This window comes from Acidocella facilis ATCC 35904, from assembly GCF_000687875.1.
GTDB lineage: Bacteria > Pseudomonadota > Alphaproteobacteria > Acetobacterales > Acetobacteraceae > Acidocella > Acidocella facilis.
Map to the genome: position 1 here is coordinate 1 of NZ_JHYG01000040.1, position 2,918 is coordinate 2,918.

Sequence of the window (2,918 nt, forward strand, 5' to 3'; positions counted from 1 at the left end):
CCGTCAGTGTCCGTCTGCTCAAGGCAAGAACCCTCCTCAAGCCTTGAATCAGAAATCACAAACAAAGGGAATCTATGAATGCAGACACGACCTAGCGGTTGAACCACGGGTGCCGGGTGCCCTGCGGCCCATGCAGCGTTACTCTGAGCCAGTTGCTGGTTCGCCTGCTGTAGCCGGGCGTTGAACGTCTCAAACCGCGCATGTTGCTCGGGCGTACAGGCGGCAACGCCAGCGCAAGCGAGGGCCAGCAGGGTAAGGGAGCGGATTTTCATGAAAGCCTCCAGTCGAATTGCAACCGGCTAGTGACGGTTCAAAATCACCAGGAAGGCAATCACTGGAGTCATGCGTTTTTGGAATCGGTGGGATTCCTAATCGACTCGGCTGGTTACCTCACGCGTCCCGTATGGTCACCGACAACGGACATTCACGGTGGACATACTCATGAGCCAGCAGCCCTTCATCTCCTATTTCCGCGTCAGCACAGAAAAGCAGGGAAGGTCCGGCCTGGGCCTTGAGGCGCAACAGGAAGCCGTGACCGCCTACCTGTCAGCCCATCCGGGGCGCGTGGTCGCCTCGTTTGTTGAGATTGAGTCCGGCAAGCGCAATGACCGCCCAGAACTGGCCAAGGCCCTGGCGGCCTGCAAGCTGAAAGGCGCTACCCTGATCGTGGCCAAGCTGGACCGGCTGGCCCGCAATGCCCGCTTCCTGCTGTCCGTTGTGGAGGGCACTGGGGACGGTGGCGTGGTGTTCTGCGATATGCCCCAGATACCGCCCGGCCCTGTAGGAAAATTCCTGGTGACCCAGATGGCCGCTGTTGGCGAGCTAGAGGCCGGGCTGATTAGCGCCAGGACCAAAGCGGCGCTTGCGGCTGCCAAGGCCAGGGGCAAGGTGCTGGGCGGCTACCGTGGAGGGCCAAAGGCTGACACGGCGCTAGCAGCTGAGGCGCGGTCTTGTCAGGCCGCTGACTTTGCGGCCCGTGTGCGTCCCCTGGTGGATGACCTGCGGGGGCAGGGCATGTCCTTGCGGCAGATTGCGGACCGGCTGGGTGCGGAGGGCGTGGAGACGGCACGGGGCGGGGCCTGGACGGCTGACGCGGTGCGGCGGGTTATATTAAGGAGTACGGAAGCTTCTCCGTGACCGATTCGGAATATTGCGAAAATTGAGCGCAAGCGACAGTATGCCAGGAATCAAGTCTCGTAGATTTCGGATAGCCGCACATGAATATGCAGACGTTTGGCGTTCTTGCTACCTTTGGATGCCTCTTGAGCCTCCCCGCTGCCGAGGCCCAAACTGCGACGAGCGGCAGCTCAGCTTTAACTCAGGCATCCATTTCCGTAAAAGGCTCGGACTTAATAATCGGTGCGAATCAGTATACAGGAGCGCCTGATGAATTTGGGGGATTTGAGATAGCCATCAAACTTCCGCAAAAGGGCATAGTTGCTAAAAACTGTGCCGAGGACGGAATATCAGGCTCACTCTCTGTAATGATGAGTGATGTTACGCCAGACGATCCGAGCAATCCCTCAGAAAAAGACAAAAAGCTTATTCAAGAACAAGTTGAATATTACAATCAACTCATGACCGTAAGCAAAACCAAGAACATAATAACCATCACAGTGACTGGAAACAGCGCGTACCTAAAAAAGCATGGCGCAGAGCTGGTGTTTCCCTATTGCTCTACAGAATTTTCAAAATCTGGAAACTAACACATGCAAACGCCCACGGACATTCAAAAAAACATCGTTATCCCCACGCTTACAAAATTGGGGCTATACACCCTCACCGCTGAAAAACTTCTAATGGGAACAGCAGCAGTAGAGAGCAGGTTTGCCTTTCGAAGGCAGTTTAATGGTGGGCCAGCGCTTGGTTTATTTCAGATGGAGCCCGCCACCTTCAACTGGCTAATGACCGGTTTTCTAGCTTCAAAGAAGCATGTCAATCTCAAGAAAACTGTTTTGCAAATCGCCGGAAAAGACAAGCCTATTCCAAGCGATTTAGTCATAAATGACGCATTTGCTGCCGCCATGGCGCGGGTTCGGTACTATGCTGTATCCGTGCCGCTCCCGTCAGCCTTAAAGGATCAAGCGTTCTACTGGTGGCGACATTATAATGGAGAATCTCCGCATGGCCTTAAGCCAGCCGATTATCTGGAACGCTGGAATAAACTGTGTGCGCCACTCTATGGAATCTCTCACGACTACTCGCCCCCGGATTCATTCAATGCCCCGGAATCTGTAAAGCCGCTGTCACGCCCGATCTGGGTATGAACAGCTGACAGCGCGGCAGATTGCGTAGCGGCTAGGCGTCGAGGGGGTGGAAACGGCACGGGATGGTCCTGGAGTGCTGATGCGGTGCGGAGGGTTATGCTGCGGGCGGCCTGATTTTTTGACCCGGCTGCGCACATTACGACACGTATACGTTCAGCAACAGGGCGTTTACGACACCAGCCGCAACATGCGAGATATCTTGATGATGGTTGTATATGGAACGCTTCTGGTTGGCCCCGTGGCCGTATTGCTGGCTGGCTTCATTGGCTATCATTATTCTCACGACATTTTTGATTTGAAGCTATTCGGCGCTCTTGCCCTGGCAGCGGTATACTTGTTCTTTTTGCTCATTGACAGTCTTGTCAAAAGGGCAAAGCGGAAAACTATTCGCAGTTAGCACCGATTCGGAAAACGCATAGCACCGATTCATTTCTGCATGTGGCGGACAGTGTTTCGTGTCTCATCCAGAATCCTACACACTCACCGGCTTGATGGCCGCGCCTCCGATATGGGGGCATCTCCAGCAGGAACCATAAGCCCCACGGCTCTTTACGGCGTGAACCGCTCCGGTTTTCCCGGAGGCTATTTGGTTTGAGTCACGCTGCCATGGACTGCTCTCGCAGCGCGGCGTAGTAGGGTTTCTCGGCTTCA

Annotated in this window: 4 protein-coding genes; 3 read left to right on the top strand and 1 reads right to left on the bottom strand. The window is 54.9% G+C overall.

The features are described 5' to 3' along the window. Positions 1–272: hypothetical protein (locus T331_RS20350; RefSeq protein ID WP_211248764.1), on the bottom strand; the 272-nt coding region annotated here is incomplete at its 3' end. A 169-nt stretch (positions 273–441) separates the two neighbouring features. Between T331_RS20350 and T331_RS0116650 the strand changes: the two genes are divergently transcribed. The 3 genes from T331_RS0116650 (at position 442) to T331_RS20120 (ending at position 2,267) form a co-directional block, all read left to right on the top strand. Next, positions 442–1,137: a recombinase family protein gene (locus T331_RS0116650; RefSeq protein ID WP_026440837.1), complete on the top strand. Its 696-nt coding sequence runs from the start codon at positions 442–444 to the stop codon at positions 1,135–1,137. Positions 1,138–1,217: 80 nt separating this feature from the next. Further along, the gene (locus tag T331_RS20115) at positions 1,218–1,706 is read left to right on the top strand and encodes a hypothetical protein (RefSeq protein WP_155992772.1); all 489 of its coding nucleotides are present in this window, start codon (positions 1,218–1,220) and stop codon (positions 1,704–1,706) included. Between the two features lie 3 nt (positions 1,707–1,709). After that, positions 1,710–2,267 (top strand): hypothetical protein, encoded by a 558-nt coding sequence (locus T331_RS20120; protein ID WP_155992773.1) that lies wholly within the window; start codon positions 1,710–1,712, stop codon positions 2,265–2,267. The last annotated feature ends 651 nt before the right edge of the window (positions 2,268–2,918 follow it).

Bases quoted from the DNA above. Each gene is read 5' to 3' on its own strand.
- T331_RS20120 (WP_155992773.1), top strand. From the start codon at position 1,710: ATGCAAACGCCCACGGACATTCAAAAAAACATCGTTATCCCCACGCTT.
- T331_RS20115 (WP_155992772.1), top strand. From the start codon at position 1,218: ATGAATATGCAGACGTTTGGCGTTCTTGCTACCTTTGGATGCCTCTTG.
- T331_RS0116650 (WP_026440837.1), top strand. From the start codon at position 442: ATGAGCCAGCAGCCCTTCATCTCCTATTTCCGCGTCAGCACAGAAAAG.